Consider the following 20,887-nt stretch of genomic DNA (forward strand, 5'->3'; position numbering starts at 1 on the left):
CTGCATCCGTGTCCCGGCACCAGAGGTCGGGGCCGGGAAATTCCTTGCCACTTCCACGTCACGTCCACGAGGGAGAGAGGGCCCATGCCCGACACACCCGCAGTGACAGCCCACGGCCCCATCGCGCGACCCGCACCGCTCCGCCAGGCCGTCTACGACGCCCTCACCGAGCTGATCATCAACGGCTCCCTCAAGCCCGGCCAGCACCTCGTCGAGGCCGAGCTCGCCGAGGAACTCGGCGTCAGCCGCCAGCCGATCCGCGAGGCGCTGCAACGACTCCAGACCGCCGGCTGGGTCGATCTGCGCCCTTCCCAGGGGGCCTTCGTGCACTCCCCCACGACCGAGGAATGCGCCCAACTCCTCAGCGTCCGGGCCCTGCTGGAGACCCGCTCGGCGCGGGACGCCGCCCGGCACGCCACCGCGCGCGACGTCGCCCGGCTGTGGGAGCTCCAGCAGGCCGGCCTCACCGCCCTCGCGGCCGGGGACGCCCGCGCGATCGTGGAGGCCAACGCCGACCTCCACGGCCACATCACGCTCCTGTCCCGCAACGCGGTCCTCGCCGAGCTCATCCCGCAGGTCGACCGCCGCGTCCGCTGGTACTACATGCCGATCGCCAAGCCCCGCGGCCAGGACGCCTGGCACGAGCATGCCCTGATCATCCAGGCCATCGCCGACGGCGACCCCGACCTGGCCGAGGACCTCATGCGCCGGCACACGCGGAACACGACCGACTTCTACTGCGAGCAGATCGCGGCGGTGACCGGGTCAACGCGTCGGGTCGACCTCGTGTAGCCGACCCGTCTTCACGTCGAAGACGAAGCCGCGCACGTCGTCGGTGTGCAGCAGGAACGGGCTGGTGCGCACCCGCTGCATGGACTGCCGTACGTCCTGGTCGACGTCCCGGAAGGACTCCACGGCCCAGGCCGGGCGCTGGCCGACCTCCATCTCCAGCTCGGTGCGGAAGTCCTCGGTGATCGCCTCCAGACCGCAGCCGGTGTGGTGGATCAGGACGACGCTCCGGGTGCCCAGCTTGCGCTGGCTGATGGCGAGGGACCGGATCACGTCGTCGGTCACCACCCCGCCCGCGTTCCGGACGGTGTGACAATCACCGAGTTGCAGCCCCAACGCGGCGTGCAGATCGATGCGCGCGTCCATGCACGCCACGACGGCCACCCCCAGAACCGGGCGGGCGTCAATGCCTGGGTCGGTGAACCCGGTCGCGTAGTCCCGGTTGGACTTCACGAGCTGGTCGGTGACCGACATCAGATGACCCCCTGCGTCTTGAGCAGCGGCAACTCGTCCAGCGTCAGGCCGAGTTCACCGATGTAGATCTCCTCGTTGTGTTGGCCGAGGAGGGGTGAGGGGGTGATGTGGGTGGGTGAGTCGGAGAGTTTGAGGGGGTTGCCCACGGTGGTGTAGGCGCCGCGTTCGGGATGCTCGACGGTGACGATCATGTCGTTCGCGGCGAGTGAGGCATCCTCGATGATCTCCCTGGTCGACAGGATCGGCCCGCAGGGAATGTTGTGCGCGTTCAGCTGCTCCAGCACGGCCCACTTGGGCAGGGTGACCGTCCATTCCTCGATCAGCTGGAACATCTTCGCCAGCTTCGGCAACCGCGCCTGAGGAGTCGCCCACTCAGGATCCTCGGCCAGCTCCGGGCGGCCGATCAGCTCACTGAGGGGCTGCCAGCCGACCGGCTGGACGATGACATACACGTAGTCGTTGGGCCCGCCCGGAGCACACCGCACCGCCCACCCCGGCTGCCCGCCCCCCGAGGCATTGCCCGAACGCGGGACCTCGTCCCCGAAATCATCGTTCGGATACTCGGGCAGCGGCCCGTGGGCGAGACGCTGCTGGTCACGCAGTTTGACGCGGCACAGGTTCAACACCGCATGCTGCATCGCCACGTTCACCCGCTGACCCCGCCCGGTGTGCCGACGCTGCAACAGCGCCGCCAGAATCCCCGCCACCGCGTGGATGCCGGTCCCGGAGTCACCGATCTGCGCACCCGTCGCCATCGGCGGCCCGTCCGCGTCCCCGGTCGTCGCCATCGACCCGCCCATCGCCTGCGCCACCACCTCGTACGCCTTGAAACCGGTGTACGGGCCCTCACCGAAACCCTTGATCGACGCATACACGATCCGCGGATTGATCTCCCTGATCCGCTCCCACGTGAACCCCATCCGGTCCACCGCCCCCGGCCCGAAGTTCTCCACCAGCACATCCGACCCACGGATCAGCTCCGTCAGGATCTCCTTGCCCCGCTCCGTCTTCGTGTTCAGCGTGATGCTGCGCTTGTTGCAGTTGAGCATCGTGAAGTACAGCGAGTCGACACCCGGGACGTCCCGCAACTGCCCGCGCGTGATGTCCCCGCCCGGCGCCTCCACCTTCACCACATCCGCCCCCAGCCACGCCAGCAACTGCGTCGCCGACGGACCCGACTGCACATGCGTCATGTCCAGGACACGAACACCCTCAAGAGCCATTGTCATGCTCGCCACCCCATCCCTATTCGTTTTGCATATTGCATACCGGCAGAGAGTTGAGTTCGTCGCTGCCGGGCGGCGCCCTCGCGGGGCGCCGCCCGGGGCGTGCCTCACGGCATGAGCTGGTACTCCGGGAAGTTCCCGGGGAGGCGTTCGTCCGCAGGGCCCTGGGTCACCGCGCGCACCAGCAGCTCACCGCCGACGAACGCGCCGCGCCAAGAGGCGCCGAAGCCGCCGAACAGTTCGTCGCGGTCGCCGCGGGAGCGCGGCTTGCCGTGGCCGACCTTGAACGCGCGGATCTGGGGTGAGAGCCGGTCGAAGGTCGACTGGTCGTCCGTGGACAGGGTGGCGACCAGGGCGCCGTTGGAGGCGTTCATGGCGGCCAGCAGTTCGGCCTCCGTGTCGACCAGGACGATGGTGTCGACCGGGCCGAACGGTTCCGCGTGGTGCAGCGGGGAGGACGGGGGCGGGTTGAGCAGGGTGACGGGCTGGACGTAGGCCGAGGTGTCCTGCCCGGGCAGGAAGCGGGCCTCCTCGGGCGCGCCGCGGTGCAGCGGAACGGCGCCGCGGTTGATGGCTTCGGCGATCTGGTCGTGCAGTTCCTTGGCCTTGGCCGCGTTGATGACCGGGCCGAAGTCGAGGGCCGGGTAGGGGTCGTCGGCCTTCGCCACGGCCAGCGGGTGTCCGACGCTCAGTGAGCGCACGGCCGGGAGGTACGCCGTGAGGAACTCGTCGAACAGCTCGCGCTGGACGACGAAGCGCGGGTACGCGGTGCAGCGCTGCTTGCCGTAGTCGAAGAGCTTGGGGATGACCGCCGTGAGCGTGTCCCAGTCCGAGTAGTTCCAGATGCCCCAGGTGTTGAGTCCTTCCTGTTCGAGGATGTGCCGCTTGCCGAGGTCGGCGACGGCCGTGGCCACCGCGGCGCCGGTGTCGCGGCCGCCGACGAAGGAGACGCAGCCGATCTCGGGCGCCTTCACCAGCGCCTCCGACAATTCGCCGCCGCTGCCGCTGACGAGGGTGACGGGTATCCCCTCGCGGGCGGCGAGTGCGCAGGCCAGGGTGAGACAGGCGACGCCACCGTCGGTCGGGGTCTTGGCGATGACCGCGTTGCCCGCCAGTGCCTGGACCAGCAATGCGTGAACGAGCACGCTCATCGGGTAGTTCCAGCTCGCGATGTTGGACACCGGGCCGTCCAGCGATGCCCGGCCCTCGACCATCGGCTCGATGCCGTCGACGTACCAGCGCACCCCGTCGATGGCCCGGTCGACGTCGGCCTGGGCGAGCCGCCAGGGCTTGCCGATCTCCCAGACGAGGAGCAGGGCGAGGAGCTCGCGGTGCTGGGTGAGGGCGTCGAGGGTGGCCGCGACACGGGCCCGGCGCTCGGCGAGCGGGATGTGCCGCCAGGCCCGGTGCTGGTCGAGGGAGGCGCGGACGGCGTGGTGGGCGGCTTCCCGGTCGAGGCGGGGCGGGCCGGCGATGGGGCTGCCGTCGACGGGGCTGGTGGCGGGCAGCGCCCGGCCGTCCGCCTGCCAGGCGGAGTTCCAGAGGTTGAGGACGCGGTCGTCACGGAACGCCTCGGGGGCGACGGCGAGGCAGCGCTGCCAGGCGTCGTCCCAGGTCGTACCGGACTTCACCACGAGGGGGGTGGAGTTGAGGCTCGAGTTGAGGGTGGATGTCATGCGGTGTCTCCGCTCTCGGTGCACAGTCGGGGGCGGGGGGGGTGAGGTGTGCTGGGATTCCGTGTCGAGCAGGCCTGGTGTCAGCGGCCTGATTCCAGTCGGGCGAGCACCAGGCGGGCCGTCTCGGTCGGGGTGTCTCCGACCTGGACGCCGGCTGCCTCCAGGGCCGCCTTCTTCGCCTGCGCCGTGCCGGAGGAGCCGGACACGATGGCGCCCGCGTGGCCCATGGTCTTGCCCTCGGGCGCGGTGAAGCCGGCGATGTAACCGACGACCGGCTTGGTGACGTGGTCGCGGATGTAGGCGGCGGCGAGCTCCTCGGCGTCGCCGCCGATCTCCCCGATGAGCACCACGAGTTCGGTGTCGGGGTCGTCCTGGAAGGCGGCCAGGCAGTCGATGTGGGTGGTGCCGACGACGGGGTCGCCGCCGATGCCGACACAGGTCGAGAAGCCGATGTCGCGCAGCTCGTCCATGAGTTGGTAGGTGAGCGTGCCCGACTTGGACACCAGGCCGACGCGGCCGGACCTGGTGATGTCCGCGGGGATGATGCCCGCGTTGGACTGGCCCGGAGTGATCAGGCCAGGACAGTTGGGGCCGATGATCCGGGTGCCCTTCCCCTTCGCGTACGAGGTGAAGGCCACGGAGTCATGGACGGGGATGCCCTCGGTGATGACGACGGCCAGCCCGATGCCGGCGTCGGCGGCCTCGACGACGGCAGACTTGGCGAAGGCGGGCGGTACGAAGACGACGCTGACGTCGGCGCCGGTCGCCCGGATGCCCTCGGCGACCGATCCGAAGACAGGGACGGCTCGTTCGTCGAAGTCGACGCTCTGCCCGGCCTTGCGAGGGTTGACGCCGCCGACGATGTTCGTGCCGGCCGCGAGCATGCGCCGGGTGTGCTTCATGCCCTCGCCGCCCGTCATGCCCTGGACGAGGACCTTGGACTCCTTGGTGAGAAAGACGGCCATGCGCCGCTCCTTCAGCTGGTGTTGGCGAGTTGGGCGGCGCGGCGGGCGGCGCCGTCCATGGTGGTGGCCTGCTGCACCAGGGGGTGGGCACGGCCGTCGAGGATGGCGCGGCCCCGGGCGGCGTTGTTGCCGTCGAGCCGCACCACGAGCGGTTTGGTCAACTCGACCGCTTCCAGGGCCTGCACGATGCCGTCGGCGACGGCGTCGCAGGCCGTGATCCCGCCGAAGACGTTGACGAACACCGACTTCACGGCCGGGTCGGAGAGGATGACGGACAGGCCGTCGGCCATGATCCGGGCCGAGGCGCCGCCACCGATGTCGAGGAAGTTGGCAGGGCGGGCGCCGCAGCCGGCGACTACGTCGAGCGTCGACATGACCAGGCCCGCCCCGTTGCCGATGACGCCGACCTCGCCGTCCAGCTTGACGTAGTTGAGTCCCTTCGCGGCGGCCGCCGCCTCCAGCGGATCGTCGTGCGCGACACTCTCGTCACCCCAACGGGCCTGCCGGAAGCGGGCGTTGTCGTCCAGGGTCACCTTGCCGTCCAGGGCGAGGATCTGCCCCTGCCGGGTCCGCACGAGCGGGTTGACCTCGACGAGAACGGCGTCCTCGCGGACCAGCACCTGCCACAGCCGTACGAGGACGTCGACGGTCTGTGCCGGCAGCCCGGCCGCGTCGGCGATCTCCCCCGCCTTCGCGGAGGTGACACCCTCGACCGGGTCGACATGGATGCGCGCGACCGACTCCGGTCGGCTGGCGGCGACTTCCTCGATGTCCATACCGCCCTCGGCGGAGGCGATGGCGAGAAACCTGCCCGCCGCGCGATCGAGGACGTACGAGACATAGAACTCGGCCTCGATGTCCACGGGTTGGGCCAGCATGACCTGCCCGACCGTGTGTCCCTTGATGTCCATGCCGAGGATCTGACGTGCCGTCAGCTCCGCCGTGGGCGGATCGGCGGCGAGCCTCACACCGCCCGCCTTGCCCCGACCCCCGGTCTTCACCTGCGCCTTGACTACTGCACGGCCACCGAGCCTGCGGGCGATCTCGCGTGCTTCCGCCGGCGAGTCGGTGACCTCCGCACGCGGCACCGGGATGCCGTGTTCCTGGAAGAGCCTCCGGGCCTGGTGCTCGTAAAGGTCCATGATTCGGCTCCCGTCTTAAAAGTGGTGCACGACCCCTGGACATCACCCATCGGATGCGGGATAACAATCTTCATACAGTATTCGTCGACTGTATGCAATGTGCCAAGCGAGGTGACCATGACAGCGATGGCTCTTGAGGGTGTGCGTGTCCTGGACATGACGCATGTGCAGTCGGGTCCGTCGGCGACGCAGTTGCTGGCGTGGCTGGGGGCGGATGTGGTGAAGGTGGAGGCGCCGGGCGGGGACATCACGCGCGGGCAGTTGCGGGACGTCCCGGGTGTCGACTCGCTGTACTTCACGATGCTCAACTGCAACAAGCGCAGCATCACGCTGAACACGAAGACGGAGCGGGGCAAGGAGATCCTGACGGAGCTGATCCGTGGGTCGGATGTGCTGGTGGAGAACTTCGGGCCGGGGGCGGTGGACCGGATGGGGTTCACGTGGGAGCGGATCAGGGAGATCAATCCGCGGATCGTGTATGCGTCGATCAAGGGTTTCGGTGAGGGCCCGTACACCGGTTTCAAGGCGTACGAGGTGGTGGCGCAGGCGATGGGCGGGTCGATGGCGACGACCGGGGACGCGGAAGGGCCGCCGATGGCGACGGGTGCGCAGATCGGTGACTCCGGGACCGGCATCCACGCGGTGGCGGGGATTCTGGCGGCGCTGTTGCAGCGTCGGCACACCGGGCGGGGTCAGCGGGTGAACGTGGCGATGCAGCATGCGGTGTTGAACCTGTGCCGCGTCAAACTGCGTGACCAGCAGCGTCTCGCCCACGGGCCGCTGCCCGAGTATCCGAACGATGATTTCGGGGACGAGGTCCCGCGTTCGGGCAATGCCTCGGGGGGCGGGCAGCCGGGGTGGGCGGTGCGGTGTGCTCCGGGCGGGCCCAACGACTACGTGTATGTCATCGTCCAGCCGGTCGGCTGGCAGCCCCTCAGTGAGCTGATCGGCCGCCCGGAGCTGGCCGAGGATCCTGAGTGGGCGACTCCTCAGGCGCGGTTGCCGAAGCTGGCGAAGATGTTCCAGCTGATCGAGGAATGGACGGTCACCCTGCCCAAGTGGGCCGTGCTGGAGCAGCTGAACGCGCACAACATTCCCTGCGGGCCGATCCTGTCGACCAGGGAGATCATCGAGGATGCCTCACTCGCCGCGAACGACATGATCGTCACCGTCGAGCATCCCGAACGCGGCGCCTACACCACCGTGGGCAACCCCCTCAAACTCTCCGACTCACCCACCCACATCACCCCCTCACCCCTCCTCGGCCAGCACAACGAGGAGATCTACATCGGTGAACTCGGGCTGGGTGACGAGGAATTGCGGCTTCTCAAGACAAGCGGGGTGATCTGACGTGACCTGAGTGAGGGAGGGGCCGAGCGACGGTGCGCGTCGGCAAGGCCCCGGGACCCGTGTGCGCACGAAAGGCATTTGGACAGGGGGCGCTGGCCAGATCTTTCGACGCAAGGAGTGCTTGACCAAGATGACAACCATCGACTACTCGACGTCCGTCCCGTATCGGGAGGTGACGGACCACAATGGCCGCGTGTATCGCATCGGAGAGTCCGATGTCGACATCATGGGCCGCCGGCGCAGGTGGATGGTCCTCCTGCCGTGGGTGGGCATGATGGGCATCAGCTCCGCCGAGTACGCGTTCACGTCGGCGGAGGACACCCTCCACGATGCTCATCTGTGGAGCAGCGGACACATCTTCTGGCTGATGGGCGTCTGGGTGTTCTTCCAGGCGGCCGTGGCCTTCCCCGCCGGGCAGTTGCGCGAGAGCGGCAAACTGCCCGCCCGTACGGCGATGATGCTCGGCGCCGTGGGCACGATGCTCGGCTATCTGTCGCTGGCGTACGCGCCGAACGTGCTCGTGGCCTACTTCGGCTTCGGCATGTGCAGCGGTATCGGCGCCGGTCTCGTCTACGCGACCTGCGTCAACATGGTCGGCAAGTGGTATCCGGAGCGCAAGGGCGGCAAGACCGGCTTCGTCAACGGCGGGTTCGCCTACGGCTCGGTGCCCTTCGTGTTCCTGTTCACCTCGTACATGGACCTGAGCAACTACCAGACCGTGCTCGCCTGTGTGGGCATCGGCCTGTGCCTGGTCGTGGCGTCGGCCGGCTGGTTCTTCAAGGACCCGCCGAAGAACTGGTGGCCCGCGCACGTCGACCCGCTCAAGGTCACCGACGACCCGAAGATCCGCCGGGCGCTGGAGAAGAACCCGCCGTCGCCCAAGCAGTACACCCCCAAGGAGGCCTCTCGTCAGCCCGTTCTGTGGATGATGTGGTTCTGCCTGCTGTGCACGGCCGGCATCAATATCTTCGGCATCGCCTTCCAGGTGCCGTTCGGCAAGGACATGGGCTTCGCGGGCGGGATCGTGGCCACCGCGATGTCCCTGAAGGCCATCGTCAACGGCACCGGCCGTGGCGTCATCGGCTGGATATCCGACCGCTACGGACGCCGCAACACGCTGATCATCGTGTGTCTGGTGCTGGGCAGCGCGCAGTTCGGCGTGCTGGTCTCGGGCCAGATGGGCAGCATGCCGTTCTTCCTCTTCTGCTCCATGGTCTCCGGCTTCGGCGGCGGCGCGATCTTCCCGCTGTTCGCGGCCATGACAGCCGACTATTTCGGTGAGAACAACAACGCCTCCAACTACGGCATGGTCTACAGCTCGAAGCTCATCTCCGGTCTCGTGGGCTCCGGAATGGGTGCGATCGTCGTCGACGCATGGGACTACAAGGGCGCGTTCGTGCTGGCCGGCTCCATCGGCCTGTGTTCCGCCGTGCTCGCCGTGTTCCTGAAGGCGCCCGGCACGCCGAGGACCAGCCGCGGTATAGCCCCCAACCCCCAGCCGCTCGGCGAGGAAATGGCCTGACCCGCATCGTCTGAAACGTATGGCCTGACACGGAGGAATTGGCCTGCAATGACGGCAGATCCGATCGCAACGAACAGCTCCCCCGACGCCGCACACCGTCCCTACCGAGAAGTGACCGACGCACACGGCCGTGTCTTCCGCGTCGGCGAGACCGACCGGGACATCCTCGGTCACTCCCGCAAGCTCATGGTGTATCTGCCGTGGATCGCCATGATGGCCATCAGTGTCTTCGAGTACGCGTACGGCTCGGCGGAGGACACCCTGTCCCACGCCCATGGCTGGACGCAGAGCAACACCTTCTGGATCCTCAGCGTCTGGGTCTTCTTCCAGGCCGGTATCGCCTTCCCGGCGGGCTGGCTGCGGGAGAAGGGCCTGCTGACGGCCCGTCAGGCCATGTACGTCGGCTCAGGTCTGTGCGCCATCGGGTTCCTCGCCCTGTCGCACATGAGCAACGTATGGCCGGCGATCCTGGGCTTCGGCGTCGTCGGGGGCATCGGCGCCGGGCTCGTCTACGCGACCTGCATCAACATGGTCGGCAAGTGGTTCCCCGAACGCCGGGGAGCGCGAACGGGGTTCGTCAACGGCGGCTTCGCGTACGGGTCACTGCCGTTCATCTTCATCTTCAACTACGGCTTCGACACCGCCAACTACCACCGGGTCCTGGACCTGATCGGCTGCTACATCATGATCGTGGTCTTCGGGTCCGCGTTCTTCTTCAAGGATCCGCCGAAGAACTGGTGGCCCGCGGACATCGATCCGCTGACGTACGCGGGCAACGGCAAGAACGCGACAAGCCTCGCCAAGAACCCTCCGGCGGCGAAGCAGTACACGCCCAAGGAGGCCATCAGGACCGGCATGCTCCCCCTGATGTGGGTGTCCATCGTGATGACCGCGGGGGTGTCGATCTTCGGGATCTCCTTCCAGGTCGACTACGCGAAGGAGGTCGGCTTCGGCCCGCTGGTGGCGGCCTCCTCGATGGGTGTCATGGCGGTCATCAACGGCATCGGCCGCGGTGTCGTGGGCTGGCTGTCCGACAAGTGGGGCCGTAAGCCGACCCTGGTGTTCGTGATCGTCGTGCTGGGCCTGGCCCAGTTCGGCGTGATCTGGGCGGGCGACGTCAGGAGCGAGTCGCTGTTCCTGTTCTTCGCCTTCCTCTCCGGTTTCGGCGGCGGCGCCTTCTATCCGCTCTTCGCGGCGCTCACGCCGGACTACTTCGGGGAGAACTACAACGCCACCAACTACGGCCTGGTGTACAGCGGCAAGCTGATCAGCGGCCTGTTCGGCGGTGGTCTGGGCTCCATGGTGGTCGCGGCCTGGGGCTACGACGGGGCGTACGCCCTGGCCGGCGCCGTCTCCATGCTGGCGGCGGTGCTCGCCCTGCTGCTGCGGCAGCCGGGCCGGACGCCGGTGCCGAGGCCGGAGCCCGTGGCGTAACGGCACGCGCGCGTGAGGAGGCCCTCCCCGGGAGCAGTCGGCGGGGAGGGCCTCCTCACGTGGGTCTGTGAGCGCGGCCCGTCAGCACTTCTCGCGCAGGGAGTGCAGATAGGCGCTGGAACGGCGGGCGAACGTGAACGACTCGGTGGGCTGGTCGTGTTCGGCCTGCCAGTGGTGGGCCAGGCGTTCACCGCGCAGCCGGGTCACGGCGGAGAGGAAACGCTGGTAGTCGATGTCGCCGTCACCGACGTCGGTCATGCGGTAGCCGTAGGTGTCGGCCGGGTCGCTGACCCCGTCCTTGACATGGAACAGCGGGTAGCGGTGGGGCTGCCTGAGGACGTAGTCCAGCGGCTCGAAGGGGGCCGGGCTGCCGTCGGGGCGCTTGGAGAAGCGGAACTGGCCCGAGTACGCCCAGAAGATGTCCATCTCCAGGAACACCAGGTCAGGGTCGGTCTCGGCGAGCAGGACGTCGTAGAGGCGGACCTTGGGGTTGTCGGTGGCGAAGGAGAATTCCTCGGAGTGGTTGTGCTGGTAGAACTTCATGCCGCGGGCCTTGGCCGCCGCGCCGTAGGTGTTGAAGTCCTCGGCCGCTCGTTTCCAGGCGTCGACGGTCGAGCCGTAGCGGAACGGGCCGGAGGCGGTGCCGATGTGCCTCAGGCCGAGGGCCTGGGCGTCGTCGAGGACCTTGGTGAGGTTGTCCGCGAAGGTGTAGGCGTTGGGGTCGTCGGCGTAGTAGCCGACGTGGCTGCCGATCGGGTTCAGCCCGTGGTCCCTGGCCAGCCGTCTGAGCTGGGCGAGGGTGATGGGGCCGGCCGAGCCCTGGGTGTAGCCGGCGAACTCGACCTCGTCGTAGCCGTACTTCTCGAGTTCGGCGAAGACGGGGGCGAAGCCGAGGGTGGAGACCTTGTCGCGCAGGCTGTAGAGCTGGATGCCGAGGCGTCCGGGCGGCAGGACGGGCCGGCCGCGCCCGGCCGCCGTGGAGGTGGGCGCGGTGGCGGCGGTCGCCGGGGTGGCGGCGGCGCCCAGCAGAGCGGCGGCGGTGGCGCCGGCGGCCACGCCGAGCATGCCTCGTCTGCTGAGGCGGTGGGTGAGTTCGGGGTCGGGCTGGGAGAAGCGGCTCATGCGTGGAACTCCTCGGGGTCGGAGGGTGCTGTCAGTGGTGAGTGCTTCACTGGTGACAGGTCCGGAGAGACCGGCCGGTGGGGGCAGGAGTGCTTTCACATCGGTGGCCGCGACGCGGTCGCCGACAGCTCGGGGGCGGGTGGAGCAGTCGGGTGCGGCTGCTCATGGGAGTTCCTTCAGGCCGAGGTCGGTCAGCAGGTCGCGGGCGAGGGTGAGTTCGGCGGCGATGCCGTCGGCGAGCTGGGTTCTGGTGCGGGGGCGCAGCTTGGGTGGCAGGGCCTGCCAGGTGTAGGTCTCGACCTCCAGATGGCGGGTGAGCGGGTGCGGGCCGCCGACCAGCCGGGTCAGGGCCGCCTTGAGGACGGGGAGTGTGGAGGTGAGGGGTGCGGCGGGGGCCGCGTGCAGGGGGACGTGGAAGTGGGCGCGCCAGGGCGCCCCGTCGGGCAGGGACTCGCCGGCGAGTGCCTCGCCGAGGTCGTCGGTGCCGCGCAGGCCGGCGGCGGTGGCGGTACGGGTCTGGTGCAGGAAGCGGGGTTCGGCGAAGGCGGCGAGGGCGGAGCGGACCTCGGGGAGGTGGGGGTGCTCGGCGTGCAGGGCGGCGGACAGCTGGGACTTGACGACGGTGACGCCGGCCGTGGTGAGGGCGTCGATGGCGGTGTGCGGGTCTTCGAAGGAGGTGGCGAGGTGACAGGTGTCGACACAGATGCCGATGCGAGGGTGGGCGAGCGCGGTGAGCGGGGCGAGGGCGTCGCGGGTGGTCTCGACGATGCAGCCGGGCTCGGGTTCGAGGCCGACACGGACAGAGCGGCCGGTCAACTCCCGTAGTGCGTCGAGGCGTTCGGCCAGGGTGCGCAGGGCGTTCTCGGTGCGGTCGGCGTCGTGTGCGGTGCGCCAGGCGAGCGGCAGGGTGGAGATGCTGCCCTCGGTGACGTCGTCGGGGAGGAGTCCGGTCAGGACGCGGGCGAGGGCGGTGGTGTGCTCCAGGCGCTCGGGGTCGGCCCAGTCCGGTGTGTAGACGCGGTACTTGACCTCTTCGGCGCCGAAGCCTTCGTAGGGGAAGCCATTGAGGGTGACGACTTCCAGCCCGCGCCGGTCGAGTTCGCCGCGCAGGGTACGCAGGGCCCCCGGGTCGGAGTCGAGGGTGCGGGCGGCGTCGGCGGCCAGCCACAGACCGATGCCGAGGCGGTCACGGCCGAGGCGGCGGCGGACGGGTTCACAGTGGTCGCGGAGCTGCGCGAGCACGCCGTCCAGGGTTTCGGCGGGATGAACATTGGTGCAGTAGGCGAGATGGACGATGGAGCCGTCGGGATGGCGGAAGCGCATGCCCTACTCGCCTCCACGCAGGATGGAGCTGCCCACATGAGTAACGCCGGTGGCCGCGTTGTCGCCGGTGTCGAGGTCCTCGTAGTCGTCGGTGGTGCGGGGCCTCATATGGATGTGGGGGTCGCGGATGCGCATCGGGACTCCTCGCCGTCGGTGCCGCGCGGGCCGGGATCGGTGCCCCGTGCGGGTGGGGTGGCCGTGGGGTCGGTGGGGGCGAGGGTCCGGCGTCCCCCGCCCGTCGTCGCTCAGTCGCCCCGCGAGGTCTTCGCGGGCAGTTCCTTGATCCGGACGTTGCGGAAGGACACCTGGTCGTCGGCGCCGTGGTTCTGGATGCCGATGTGGCCCTCGCGCAGACTCCGGGCCGGATCGGTGTTGGTGAAGTCGTTGATCTTCACGCCGTTGAGCCAGACGCGGAGTCGTTCGCCCTCCACGCGGATCTCGTACGTGTTCCACTCCCCCGGCGGATTCAGGGCGCGGTCGCGCTTCTTCGTGTCGGCGGACCGGAAGCCGTAGACGGACCCCGTCGTCTTCTCGGGTTCGTCGGTGGCGTCGATCTGGATCTCGTAGCCGTTGTTCACCGCCGACCACGGATCGTCCGAGGGCGGGAAGCCCACGAACACACCGGAGTTGTCGTCCCCGTCGGGACCTGCCATCGTCCAGTCGAGTTTCAGGGAGTACGAGGCGAAGCCCGACGCGGCGTACCAGAGCATCCCCATGCCGCCGGACGAGGTGAGCGTGCCGTCGTCGGAGAGGGTGAAGGAGCCCGGGCCGGCCTGCCGCCAGCCGTCGAGCGAGGCGACCGTACCGTCGAAGAGGGGCCGGTAGCCGTTCTCCGGACGGCAGTCGGCGTGGGCGGCGCCGATCGCGTAGCGGATGCCGCCGGCCAGGTGCGCGCGGAACCGCGGGTCGGCGTACGACTCCTTCGTATGGCCGCCGCCCGTGTAGAAGGCGCGCCCGCCCTGGTAGTTCTGGCACCAGGCGATCGGATGGTCGCCGTTCATCGTGCCGCCGGTGTACGACGACTCGTCGAGGGAGGCGAGGACGTGGGCCCGTTCCCGGGGGTTGGAGCGGTAGTTGTACCACTCGTCGGTCCGGTTCCAGGAAGGCGCCAGCCCCGCGGTGGACGGGTGGGCGCGGTCCTCGACGGTCACCGTCGCCGGCTGGATCGCCGGATGCGACTGGAAGTAGGCGCCGGCGAGACCGCCGTAGAACTCCCAGTCGTACTCGGTGTCGGCGGCGGCGTGGATGCCGACGTAGCCACCGCCGTGCCGGATGTAGCCCTCGAAGGCCGTCTGCTGGGCGGCGTCCAGGACGTCGCCGGTCGTCGACAGGAAGACGACCGCGTCGTAGCGGCGGAGATTGCCGAAGGTGAAGGCGCCGGAGTCCTCGGTGGCGTCGACGGTGAAGCCGTTCGTGTCGCCGATCTCCTTCAGGGCCGCGACCCCGTCCGGGATGGAGTCGTGCCGGAAGCCGGCGGTCTTGGAGAAGACCAGCACCCGTGTGCCGTCGTCGCCGCCCTGTGAGGCGGCCGGTCCGGAGACGCAGCCCAGGAGCACCGCTGCTCCCGCGACTGCCGTTGCCATGCGGCTGGTTGTACGCATCGCGTATCGCACCTCTCAATTGGTCGCGGGGCCGGTCGTGAAGGTGAAGTCGTCCACGTCGAACAGGGCTCCGTCGCCGGTGCCGCCCTTGAAGACGAGGTAGAGGGTGGTCGTGCCTCTGGGCGCGCGGGACAGGCCGGCGGTGATGTCCTGGAAGTTCTCCCAACCGCCGGTCACGGGCACGGTCGCGTTGCCGAGAAGCGGGGCCGGTTGTACGGGCGGGTGCGGTACGAAGGGGTCAGTTGCCGAACGCGGCGTCGAACGAGGTCGACGGGGGCTCGAAGTCGAACCGCTTCAGATGGGCGAGTGCCTCGGGGGCGCCTTGGAGCCGGTCCATGCCGGCGTCCTCCCACTCGACGGAGATCGGGCCGTCGTAGCCGATGGAGCGGAGCATGCGGAAGACGTCTTCCCAGGGGACGTCGCCGTGACCGGCGGAGACGAAGTCCCAGCCGCGGCGTGGGTCGCCCCAGGGCAGATGGGAGCCGAGGCGGCCGTTGCGGCCGTCGAGGCGCTTGCGGGCTTCCTTGCAGTCGACGTGGTAGACGCGGTCACGGAAGTCGTAGAGGAAACCGACCGGGTCCAGGTCCTGCCACACGAAGTGGGAGGGGTCGAAGTTGAGGCCGAAGGCGGGCCGGTGGTCAACGGCCGCCAGCGCGCGCTGGGTTGTCCAGTAGTCGTAGGCGATCTCGCTGGGGTGGACCTCGTGCGCGAAGCGGACGCCCTGGGCGTCGAAGACGTCGAGGATCGGGTTCCAGCGGGTGGCGAAGTCCTCGTAACCGCGCTCGATCATCGCCTCGGGGGCGGGCGGGAACATGGCGACCAGGTGCCAGATGGCGGAGCCGGTGAAGCCGATGACGGTGTCGACGCCGAGGGCGGACGCGGCGCGCGCGGTGTCCTTCATCCGGGCCGCCGCCCGCTGCCGTACCCCTTCCGGGTCGCCGTCGCCCCATACCTCGCCCGGCAGGATCGCCTGGTGGCGTTCGTCGATGATGGCGTCGCAGACGGCCTGGCCGACGAGATGGTTGGAGATCGCCCAGCACTTCAGGCCGTATTTTTCCAGGAGTTGATGACGGGAGGGCACATAGCCGGGATCGGCGAGGGCCTTGTCGACCTCGAAGTGGTCGCCCCAGCAGGCGAGTTCGAGACCGTCGTAGCCGAAGTCCCGGGCCAGGCGGCAGACCTCCTCCAGGGGGAGGTCCGCCCACTGGCCGGTGAAGAGCGTGAACTGACGTGACATCTCGGAGACCCTCCTCAGACGACGACGGGCGTGTAGACGGAGTTCTTCTCGGCGCTCTCCTCCACCGCGGCCAGCACCCGCTGAACCTGGAGACCGTCGGCGAACGACGGGTCGGGGCGGCGGCCTTCGGCGACGGCCCGGACGAGGTCGCGGGCCTGGTGGACGAAGGTGTGCTCGTAGCCGAGGCCGTGTCCGGGCGGCCACCAGGCGTCCAGGTAGGGGTGGTCGGGTTCGGTGACGAGGATGCGGCGGAAACCGGCGTGCGTGCCGGGCTCGGTGCCGTCGTGGTACGAGAGTTCGTTGAGACGTTCCAGGTCGAAGGCCAACGAGCCGTGCTCCCCGTTGAGTTCGATACGCAGGGCGTTCTTGCGGCCGGTGGCGTAACGGGTCGCCTCGAAGGAGGCGAGGGCGCCGGAGGTGAAGCGGCCGGTGAACAGGGCGGCGTCATCGACGGTGACCGGGCCGGTGCCTGAGGCCGGGACGGCCGACAGGCCCTTCACCGCGCCCGCCGACAGGGGCCGTTCGCGGATGAAGGTCTCCGTCAGGGCGGACACCCCGGCCAGCCGCTCCCCCGCCAGGTACTGGGCGAGGTCGACGATGTGGGCACCGAGGTCGCCGAGCGCGCCCGAACCGGCAAGCTCCTTGCGCAGTCGCCAGGTGAGCGGGAACTCCGGGTCCACGAGCCAGTCCTGAAGGTACGTCACCCGCACATGCCGCAGGGTGCCGAGCCGGTCCTCGGCGACCATGTTCCGGGCGAGGGCGGTCGCGGGCACCCGGCGGTAGTTGAAGCCGACCATCGCCAACTGGCCGCGGCCGTAGGCCTCCTCGGCGGCCTCCGCCATCGCCGAGGCTTCCTCGACCGTGTTGGCGAGGGGCTTCTCGCACAGCACGTGCTTGCCCGCGGCCAGCGCGGCGATCGCGATCTCGGCATGGCTGTCGCCCGGGGTGCAGATGTCGACGAGGTCGACGTCGTCCCGGGCGATCAGCGCACGCCAGTCGGTCTCGGCCGCCGCCCAGCCGTGCCGGTCGGCCGCCGCCCGCACGGCGTCCGGGTCGCGCCCGCAGATCGCGGCCAGCACCGGCCGCCTGGGCAGGTCGAAGACGCGCCCCACGGTGCGCCAGCCCTGGGAGTGCGCGGCGCCCATGAAGGCGTAGCCGACCATGCCCACCCGGAGCGGCGGCTTCTCGCCCCCTTCTGACTGCTGCGGCTGTGCCATGCGCAATGTCCTCCTCGTCGTCGTGGCGCGGTGGGGGGGTGCGACCCGCCCGACGGGCCGGTGCGGCTCGTCGGGCAGGACGGCTCACTTGAAGCCGGTGGACATGTACTGGTCGACGTTGGTCTTGTCGACGACGGCCGAGTAGAGGGTGATCGAGGCCGGGATCTCGAACTCGGCGAGGCCGCCGACGCCCTTGCTCTGGCCGAGGGCGCGGGCCAGGTCGATCGCGGAGGCGGCCATGGTCGGCGGGTACAGGACGGTCGCCTTCAGGACACCGTCGTCCTGCTTGATGGCCTGGAACGCGGACAGGGCGCCTGCGCCGCCGACCATCAGGAAGTCGTCGCGCCCGGCCTGCTCGATGGCCCTGAGCGCGCCCACGCCCTGGTCGTCGTCGTGGTTCCACAGCGCGTCGAACTTCGACTGCGCCTGGAGGAGTTGGGCCATCTTGGCCTGCCCGGACTCCACGGTGAACTCGGCGGCCTGCCGGGCGACCTTCTTGATGTTGGGGTAGTTCTTCAGGGCGTCGTCGAAGCCCTTGGTGCGCTGCTGGGTCAGCTCCAGGTTGTCGAGACCGGCCAGCTCGATGACCCGGGCGTCGGACTTCCCCTTGAGCTTCTCGCCGATGTAGTGCCCGGCGTTGAGGCCCATGCCGTAGTTGTCGCCGCCGATCCAGCAGCGGTAGGCCTGCGGGGAGTTGAAGATCCGGTCGAGGTTGATGACCGGTATTCCGGCGCGCATCGCCTTGAGGCCGACCTGGGTGAGGGCCTTGCCGTCGGCGGGCAGCACCACCAGGACGTCGACCTTCTTGTTGATGAGGGTCTCGATCTGGCCGATCTGGGCGGCGGTGTCGTTGGAGCCCTCGGTGATCTCCAGGGTCACGTCCGAGTACTTCTTCCCCCGGCTCTTGGCGTTGTCGTTGATGGCGTTGAGCCAGCCGTGGTCGGCCTGCGGGCCGGCGAAGCCGATGGTGACCTGCTTGCCGGGCTTGTCGTCCGCGGCGGGCTGGTCGTTCGCGGACGGTTCGTCGTCGGAGTCGTTACTCGTGCAACCCGCGAGGACGGCACCCGCGGAAACGGCGGCGGCCCCGAAGAGCAGTCCTCTGCGTGTGGGGAGCTGTGTCATGGCGGTGAACCCTTTCCTCAGGTCGTGCTGAGCGGGAGCGGTACGACCCTCAGGTCGTGCTTGCGGTACGGCGCTGGACCAGCACGGCGGCGACGATGATCGCGCCCTTGGCGATCTGCTGGACGTCGCTCTGCAGGTTGTTCAGGGCGAAGATGTTGGTGATCGTGGTAAAGATCAGCACGCCGAGCACGGAGCCGGTGATGGTGCCCCGGCCGCCGCTGAGCAGCGTGCCGCCGATGATCGCGGCGGCGATCGCGTCCAGCTCGTAGAGGTTGCCGTTGGTGTTCTGGCCCGAGCCGGACAGGATGATCAGCAGGAAGGCGGCGATGCCGCAGCACAGCCCGGACAGCAGGTAGAGGTAGAGGCGCTGGCGGCGCACGTCGATGCCGGCGAGGCGGGCGGCCTCCGCGTTGCCGCCGACCGCGACCGTGCGGCGGCCGAAGGTGGTGCGGTTGAGGACCAGCCAGCCGATGACGGTGACGACGGCGAAGACCATGACGAGCGGCGGGACTCCGAGGACGTACGCGTCGCGCAGGCCGAGGTCGAGGACGCTGTCGACGGTGACGATCTGCGTCTTGCCGTCGGTGATCTGCAACGCGAGGCCCCGCGCCGAGGCGAGCATGGCGAGGGTGGCGATGAACGGGACCATCCCGCCGTACGCGATGAGCAGTCCGTTGACCAGGCCGCAGCCGAGGCCGACCAGCACCGCGGTCAGGAGGATGCCGCCGAAGCCGTACTCCTGGGTGGCGACGGTGGTCGCCCAGACGGAGGAGAGGGCGACGATCGCGCCGACGGACAGGTCGATCCCGCCCGACATGATCACGAAGGTCATGCCGACCGTGACGACACCGATCACGGAGGCCTGGGTGAGGACGAGTTGGAGGTTGCGGGTGTCGAGGAACTCGTCGGGTTTGGTGATTCCGCCGACCAGGATCAGCGCGGCGAGGACACCGAGCAGCGAGAGGGTGCGGACGTCGGCGTGCGCGAACAGGCCGCGCCACACGGGGGATTGACCGGCCGACGGCACCTTGTGGGTGTTGTCCCGCGGTGGGGAGGCATGCTGCGTCATGACGCCGGGCTTCCTTCCATGACGAGGTCGAGTACGCGGTGTTCGTCGAGTTCGCGGGCGGGCGCGGTGTGGATGACGCGCCCTTCACGGAGCACGAGGACGCGGTCGGCGAGACCGAGCACCTCGGGGACCTCGCTGGAGACCAGCAGCACGGCGAGGCCCTCGTCGGCGAGGCGGCGGATGACCGCGTACAGCTCGGCGCGGGCGCCGACGTCGACGCCGCGGGTCGGCTCGTCGAGCAGCAGTACCCGGCAGCCGCGCAGGAGCCAGCGGGCGAGGACGGCCTTCTGCTGGTTGCCGCCAGACAGGGTGCGGACCGGCGCGGAGGGGTTGTCGGGGCGCAGCGACAGTTCGCGCGTGGCCGCCCGGGCAGCGCCCCGCTCCGCGCTCCGGTCGAGCCAACCGCCGTGCGAGAAGCGGGATATGGAGGAGACGGAGACGTTGCGGGTGACGGACTCCAGCATGAGCAGTGCCTGCGCCTTGCGTTCCTCGGGGGCGAGCCCGAGTCCGGCCCGGACGGCGGCCCGCACGCTCCCGGTCCGCAACGGCCGTCCGTCGACGCTCACTTGACCGGCCGACGGCTTCCGGGCCCCGTAGATCGTCTCCAGGATCTCGGAGCGCCCCGAGCCGACCAGTCCGGCGAGCCCGACGATCTCCCCCGGGTGCACGGTGAGGTCGAGGGGCTCGAACTCGCCGTCCCGCGCGAGCCCCCGTACCTCCAGGACCGATGTGCCCTCGGGAGTCGAGACGGGCCGGTCCGGGAACACGTACTCGACGTTCCGCCCGGTCATCATCGCGACGACGTCACGCGTCGGCGTGGTCTTGGCGGGCAGCCCGCCGGCGACCGCCCGGCCGTCCTTCAGCACGGTCACCCGGTCGCCGATGCGCCGGATCTCCTCCAGCCGGTGGGAGATGTAGACGACGGCGACGCCGTCGGCGGTCAGATCGCCGACGATGCGGAAGAGGTTGTCGACCTCGTCCGGGTCGAGGGCGGCGGAGGGCTCGTCCATGACGATGAGCCGTACGTCGTGGGAGAGGGCCCGCGCCATCGACACGATCTGCTGCTGGGCCGCGGACAACTCGCCGACCAGGCGCGCCGGATCGATCTCCGGGTGCCCGAGTCGATTGAGCAGCTGGGCCGTTGAAGCCCGCGCGCTGCGCCGTCGTACGACAAAACCGGCAGCCGTCGGCTCGTGGCCGAGGTGGACGTTCTCGGCCACGGACAGATGCTCCACCAGATCGAGTTCCTGGTAGATGGTGGCGATGCCGAGGCGCATGGCGGCGATGGGCGAGCGCAGGGTGACCGGTTCACCGCGCCAGTTGATGACCCCGTCGTCGGGCTGGTGGGCGCCGGCGAGGACCTTGATGAGGGTGGACTTTCCGGCCCCGTTCTGGCCGAGCAGGCAGTGCACCTCACCGGCCTGGACCTCCAGGTCGACGCCGTCGAGGGCGCGGACGCCGGGGAACGACTTGGTGATTCCGGACATGCTGAGCAGCGGTGGTTCTGGTGCCATGAGGTCCCCTTGGCGGGCGTGCGGGCCGGTTTCAGGGCAGGGCGGGGCAGCGAGTGGCGGGGCAGGGTGGAGCAGTGGCTGGCGTGGCAATGGCTGTCGGGGCA

18 protein-coding genes and 1 pseudogene are annotated in these 20,887 nt (G+C 69.4%); 4 read left to right on the forward strand and 15 right to left on the reverse strand.

Annotation, left to right across the window (positions count from 1 at the left end; translation table 11 throughout):
• Positions 1-84 precede the first annotated feature (84 nt).
• Positions 85-792 carry a GntR family transcriptional regulator gene (locus OG866_RS07620; protein ID WP_329332682.1) on the forward strand — a complete coding sequence of 236 codons (708 nt, stop codon included), beginning with the start codon at positions 85-87 and terminating at the stop codon, positions 790-792.
• Here the strand turns inward: OG866_RS07620 and OG866_RS07625 are convergent.
• The 5 genes from OG866_RS07625 to sucC form a co-directional block, all read right to left on the reverse strand.
• The gene (locus OG866_RS07625) at positions 766-1,263 is read right to left on the reverse strand and encodes a beta-class carbonic anhydrase (RefSeq protein ID WP_329332684.1); all 498 of its coding nucleotides are present in this window, start codon (positions 1,261-1,263) and stop codon (positions 766-768) included. The two genes, OG866_RS07620 and OG866_RS07625, sit on opposite strands and share 27 nt — an antisense overlap.
• Complete coding sequence (frc, locus tag OG866_RS07630; RefSeq protein WP_329332686.1) at positions 1,263-2,492, reverse strand: formyl-CoA transferase; 1,230 nt, start codon at positions 2,490-2,492, stop codon at positions 1,263-1,265. The genes OG866_RS07625 and frc (OG866_RS07630) overlap by 1 nt, the downstream gene beginning before the upstream one ends.
• 104 nt (positions 2,493-2,596) lie before the next feature.
• Complete coding sequence (locus OG866_RS07635; protein WP_329332688.1) at positions 2,597-4,165, reverse strand: aldehyde dehydrogenase family protein; 1,569 nt, start codon at positions 4,163-4,165, stop codon at positions 2,597-2,599.
• 80 nt (positions 4,166-4,245) lie between these two features.
• Positions 4,246-5,130, reverse strand: coding sequence for a succinate--CoA ligase subunit alpha (gene sucD / locus OG866_RS07640; RefSeq protein WP_329332690.1), 885 nt, complete (start codon positions 5,128-5,130; stop codon positions 4,246-4,248).
• Between the two features lie 11 nt (positions 5,131-5,141).
• Entirely contained in the window at positions 5,142-6,272 is a 1,131-nt protein-coding gene (sucC, locus tag OG866_RS07645) for an ADP-forming succinate--CoA ligase subunit beta (RefSeq protein WP_329332693.1), read from the reverse strand.
• A gap of 117 nt (positions 6,273-6,389) precedes the next feature.
• On the opposite strand from sucC, the gene frc (OG866_RS07650) reads away from it, so the two are divergent.
• From frc (OG866_RS07650) to OG866_RS07660, 3 genes are all read left to right on the forward strand, one after another.
• The gene (frc, locus tag OG866_RS07650) at positions 6,390-7,622 is read left to right on the forward strand and encodes a formyl-CoA transferase (RefSeq protein ID WP_329332695.1); all 1,233 of its coding nucleotides are present in this window, start codon (positions 6,390-6,392) and stop codon (positions 7,620-7,622) included.
• Positions 7,623-7,752: 130 nt separating this feature from the next.
• The gene (locus tag OG866_RS07655; protein WP_329343976.1) at positions 7,753-9,144 is read left to right on the forward strand and encodes an OFA family MFS transporter; all 1,392 of its coding nucleotides are present in this window, start codon (positions 7,753-7,755) and stop codon (positions 9,142-9,144) included.
• Between the two features lie 48 nt (positions 9,145-9,192).
• The gene (locus tag OG866_RS07660; protein ID WP_329332697.1) at positions 9,193-10,578 is read left to right on the forward strand and encodes an OFA family MFS transporter; all 1,386 of its coding nucleotides are present in this window, start codon (positions 9,193-9,195) and stop codon (positions 10,576-10,578) included.
• A gap of 81 nt (positions 10,579-10,659) precedes the next feature.
• Here OG866_RS07660 and OG866_RS07665 read toward each other — a convergent pair whose 3' ends face one another.
• The 10 genes and pseudogenes from OG866_RS07665 to OG866_RS07710 form a co-directional block, all read right to left on the reverse strand.
• Positions 10,660-11,700, reverse strand: coding sequence for a sugar phosphate isomerase/epimerase family protein (locus tag OG866_RS07665; RefSeq protein WP_329332699.1), 1,041 nt, complete (start codon positions 11,698-11,700; stop codon positions 10,660-10,662).
• Positions 11,701-11,862: 162 nt separating this feature from the next.
• Entirely contained in the window at positions 11,863-13,023 is a 1,161-nt protein-coding gene (gene eboE / locus OG866_RS07670; protein ID WP_329332702.1) for a metabolite traffic protein EboE, read from the reverse strand.
• A 3-nt stretch (positions 13,024-13,026) separates the two neighbouring features.
• Positions 13,027-13,158: a hypothetical protein gene (locus tag OG866_RS07675; RefSeq protein ID WP_329332704.1), complete on the reverse strand. Its 132-nt coding sequence runs from the start codon at positions 13,156-13,158 to the stop codon at positions 13,027-13,029.
• A 110-nt stretch (positions 13,159-13,268) separates the two neighbouring features.
• Positions 13,269-14,624 (reverse strand): ThuA domain-containing protein, encoded by a 1,356-nt coding sequence (locus OG866_RS07680; RefSeq protein ID WP_329332706.1) that lies wholly within the window; start codon positions 14,622-14,624, stop codon positions 13,269-13,271.
• A 15-nt stretch (positions 14,625-14,639) separates the two neighbouring features.
• Positions 14,640-14,825: pseudogene (locus tag OG866_RS07685) on the reverse strand (carbohydrate-binding protein); the annotation flags it as partial.
• Between the two features lie 37 nt (positions 14,826-14,862).
• Positions 14,863-15,861, reverse strand: a complete 999-nt coding sequence (locus tag OG866_RS07690) for a sugar phosphate isomerase/epimerase family protein (RefSeq protein ID WP_329332708.1) — start codon at positions 15,859-15,861, stop codon at positions 14,863-14,865.
• A 14-nt stretch (positions 15,862-15,875) separates the two neighbouring features.
• Positions 15,876-17,078, reverse strand: a complete 1,203-nt coding sequence (locus tag OG866_RS07695; protein WP_329332711.1) for a Gfo/Idh/MocA family protein — start codon at positions 17,076-17,078, stop codon at positions 15,876-15,878.
• Positions 17,079-17,162: 84 nt separating this feature from the next.
• The gene (locus tag OG866_RS07700; RefSeq protein WP_329332713.1) at positions 17,163-18,200 is read right to left on the reverse strand and encodes a substrate-binding domain-containing protein; all 1,038 of its coding nucleotides are present in this window, start codon (positions 18,198-18,200) and stop codon (positions 17,163-17,165) included.
• 49 nt (positions 18,201-18,249) lie between these two features.
• Positions 18,250-19,269, reverse strand: a complete 1,020-nt coding sequence (locus OG866_RS07705) for an ABC transporter permease (protein ID WP_329332715.1) — start codon at positions 19,267-19,269, stop codon at positions 18,250-18,252.
• Positions 19,266-20,783 carry a sugar ABC transporter ATP-binding protein gene (locus OG866_RS07710; protein WP_329332716.1) on the reverse strand — a complete coding sequence of 506 codons (1,518 nt, stop codon included), beginning with the start codon at positions 20,781-20,783 and terminating at the stop codon, positions 19,266-19,268. The genes OG866_RS07705 and OG866_RS07710 overlap by 4 nt, the downstream gene beginning before the upstream one ends.
• Between the last annotated feature and the right edge of the window lie 104 nt (positions 20,784-20,887).

Source organism: Streptomyces sp. NBC_00663, from assembly GCF_036226885.1.
GTDB lineage: Bacteria > Actinomycetota > Actinomycetes > Streptomycetales > Streptomycetaceae > Streptomyces.